We start from the raw sequence: 2746 nt of genomic DNA on the forward strand, positions 1-2746 counted from the left end.
CTTTCAGTGTGAAGGCCGGTTACGCGCGTGCGCAAACGCATGAGCAGGTTATCGATGCGATGGCCTCTTACGGCTTTTCCGTCCAGGCCATCAGTGGTCTGGACGAGATCCAGGAGACGTTGGAAGTCCTGGAGCTGATCGCGGTGCGTAGCAGTGAAGTGCCCGAGACGGACTTCATCAATCTGCTGCCAGGTCGCGATCGCCACTTCGTTGGGGAAGAGGTATACGCCATCAGCGGTGTATACGCCGACCAGCAGGGTGGGCCTGTCTCGGGCTTTGCCGTCGCCGGCACGGAAAAAGAGCTGTATGCCTCGCTGGAGGCGCTTGGCCTTCGCATTACCTCCCATCTCTCGCTCGCTCAGGCGCGATCGAAGGTGGCCGAGATGGTCGCCCTGAACTGTGGCGATGAAGATCTGATCGATCTGGAAGGCGAGCTGGCGCACTGACGCCAGAGCTCCGCCTCAACCCGCTGTAACCCTTTCACTACCGCTTCTCGGGCGCCGTTGCGTCCGAGTATGTGGTCGTGTATTGTTCGCCTAGCAACTTACTACAACGAAAGTTAGCGGGGAAACTCAAATGTCAGTTAGCACCAGCAACACCCAAGGTGAGATCGATCCGAGGGTGCTGGAGAAGATGCGCATGGCGGGCATCGCCTTGAGCGCGGCGGAGATCGCCAAAGCCGCCTTCTACAAGAAGAACTTCGGCCGATTGATCACTGTCGTGTTGGTGCTGCTGCTGATCATGGCTGCCTTGGCTGGCGTGATCGCGTACCAAGGTGTGCTGCTGGCGCAGGGCAAGCGCGAATATTTCACCATCGACACTAACGGCCGAATCGCTCCGATTCTCGCCGTGTCCGATCCGGTGGTAACGCAAGGCCAGCTGCTTGAGCGCTTCAAGGTCTGCGTCAGCCAAGCCAACGACTACAACTTCGTCGACTACCAGAAGCGCCTTGCCGAGGCGCAGGAGTGCTTCACCGACGCAGGCTGGGAGCAGTTCGCAGAAGCGCTGACCCGATCTGGTGCTCTGACGCAGGTCCGTGAGCGCCGCCTGATCGTGAGCTCAGTTGCCACGGGCCCTGCCATCGTCATTCGCCAGGGCAAGCGCAACGGCGTGTACACGTGGGAAGTGCAGATGCCCATCCAGCTCACCTATCAGGGTGGTCCGGACGGCAAGAGCAATACCGCCCAGCGTCACCTCGTGACCGCCCTGTTGCAGCGAACCAACGAGAACAGGTTCTCCGTGGGCATCGCGCAGTACGTGGTCAAGGAGGAATAAGTCATGCGTCCGAGCCTGCTCGCGATCGTTTCCCTCGCACTCGCCCTGCCTTCGGTGGCTGCGGCGCAGGCGATCCCCACCCCTGGCAGTGCAGCGCCCGCGCCACAGGCGGCCGTTGCTGCACAAGCCTCAGTCCCCCCGGCCCCGGTACCGGCTGCAGAAATTCCCCCTCTGCCGCCGTTGCCGGAGGTCGGTCAAGAATCCTTCAAGCGTCTGTCCAACGAGTCCGCACCGCTCACGCCGCAGCAGATTCGTGAAATGGCGCGGATGATGGAGCAGGCCGAGCGTGCAGCGGCGGAACAACCGCGATACACGCCCAAGGCCGTGTCGTCCTCCGTGGTCGCCAACCTGGCGCCGGGTGCGACGCCGCCGGTTGTGCGCTTGTTCGCCAACCATGTGACCACCGTGGTGTTCATGGACCAGCTCGGCAACCCGCTGAGCATCCGAGCGGTTGATCTGGGCGCGCCGGAAGGATTCAGCCTCACGCACTCGGCACAGGAAGACGGGACCACCAGTTTCGTTTCGCTATCGCCCAAGTCGCTTTATGCCAGCGGGAACATCGTGGTGGCGCTCGAAGGCGTCAGCGCTCCCGTCGCCCTGACTCTCATCTCGGGTCAGCGAGAAGTGGACTACCGCGTCGATGTCCGCGTTCGCGGTGTGACTGCCAAGGGCGTGGTGCAGGCGTCAGGCCTGCCGGGCAACGTCGGCAACGAAACAATGTCGATGCTCGGCGGCTTCACGCCCGAAGGTTCCAAGGCGCTTCGCACCAGCAGTGATGCGGTGCAGGCCTGGTCCATGGGCGATCGGTTTTACGTCCGCACGCCGGCATCTTCCACGCTGCTCTCCCCGGCGCACCTGGAAATGGTCAAGGCGCCCGATGGATCTGCCGTCTACGTCATCCCACCCACGCCCGTACTGATGCTGCTTGCCGGCAATGACACGGCCAGCGTCACGATCACCGGCTACTGAGGCATCTGCATGAGCACGTCGAAAGCCTCCAATGTGAAGTCTGCGATGTCCAATCCGCGGACTCGCACGATATTCCTGGGCACCATCATCGGCGTCATCGTGATGGTGGTCGTCCTGGGCATGATTCTTTCAGGCTCCGGTGAAAGTAAGGACCCCGCACTGGCAAGCGAGGTGTCGGCTGCGCCCGAAGTGCAGGGTTCGTTCGAGACTGCTGGCGAGTCGACGGCCGAGTACGACGCGCTGCTCGCTGCTAGCAACAAAGAGAGCGCCGAGAACGCGCTGGCTGATGGAACCAGCTCGATCCCCGTGCCGCGAGGCACTGTTGAGCAGTCGCTGATCGATCCGGCAGTAGAGCCGACCACCCCCGGTATGGCAGCAGCGCCGGCTGCGGCCGTACAGCCGGTCGTCGTGCCCCCGCCGATGAATCCCGCCGATGACCCGGCCTACCAAGCGAGCCTGGCGGCGAACGAACAGGCGATTCTGGCCCGCCAAACCGCAATGA

4 protein-coding genes are annotated in these 2746 nt (G+C 62.7%); all 4 read left to right on the forward strand.

Annotated features, from left to right (window positions below):
* The coding region (locus AC04L7_RS16075; protein ID WP_475513403.1) for a hypothetical protein at positions 1–446 on the forward strand (446 nt) is incomplete at its 5' end.
* 130 nt (positions 447–576) lie between these two features.
* A complete protein-coding gene (locus tag AC04L7_RS16080; protein ID WP_436001338.1) occupies positions 577–1275 on the forward strand; it encodes a DotI/IcmL/TraM family protein in 699 nt (232 codons plus the stop codon).
* A gap of 3 nt (positions 1276–1278) precedes the next feature.
* The gene (locus AC04L7_RS16085; protein ID WP_436001336.1) at positions 1279–2244 is read left to right on the forward strand and encodes a DotH/IcmK family type IV secretion protein; all 966 of its coding nucleotides are present in this window, start codon (positions 1279–1281) and stop codon (positions 2242–2244) included.
* Positions 2245–2253: 9 nt separating this feature from the next.
* The coding region (locus AC04L7_RS16090; RefSeq protein WP_475513404.1) for a hypothetical protein at positions 2254–2746 on the forward strand (493 nt) is incomplete at its 3' end.

The sequence above is a fragment of the Pseudoxanthomonas sp. LjRoot204_2 genome, assembly GCF_056175765.1.

Coding starts and splice junctions, on each gene's coding strand:
- AC04L7_RS16080 (WP_436001338.1), top strand. CDS start 577: ATGTCAGTTAGCACCAGCAACACCCAAGGTGAGATCGATCCGAGGGTG.
- AC04L7_RS16085 (WP_436001336.1), top strand. CDS start 1,279: ATGCGTCCGAGCCTGCTCGCGATCGTTTCCCTCGCACTCGCCCTGCCT.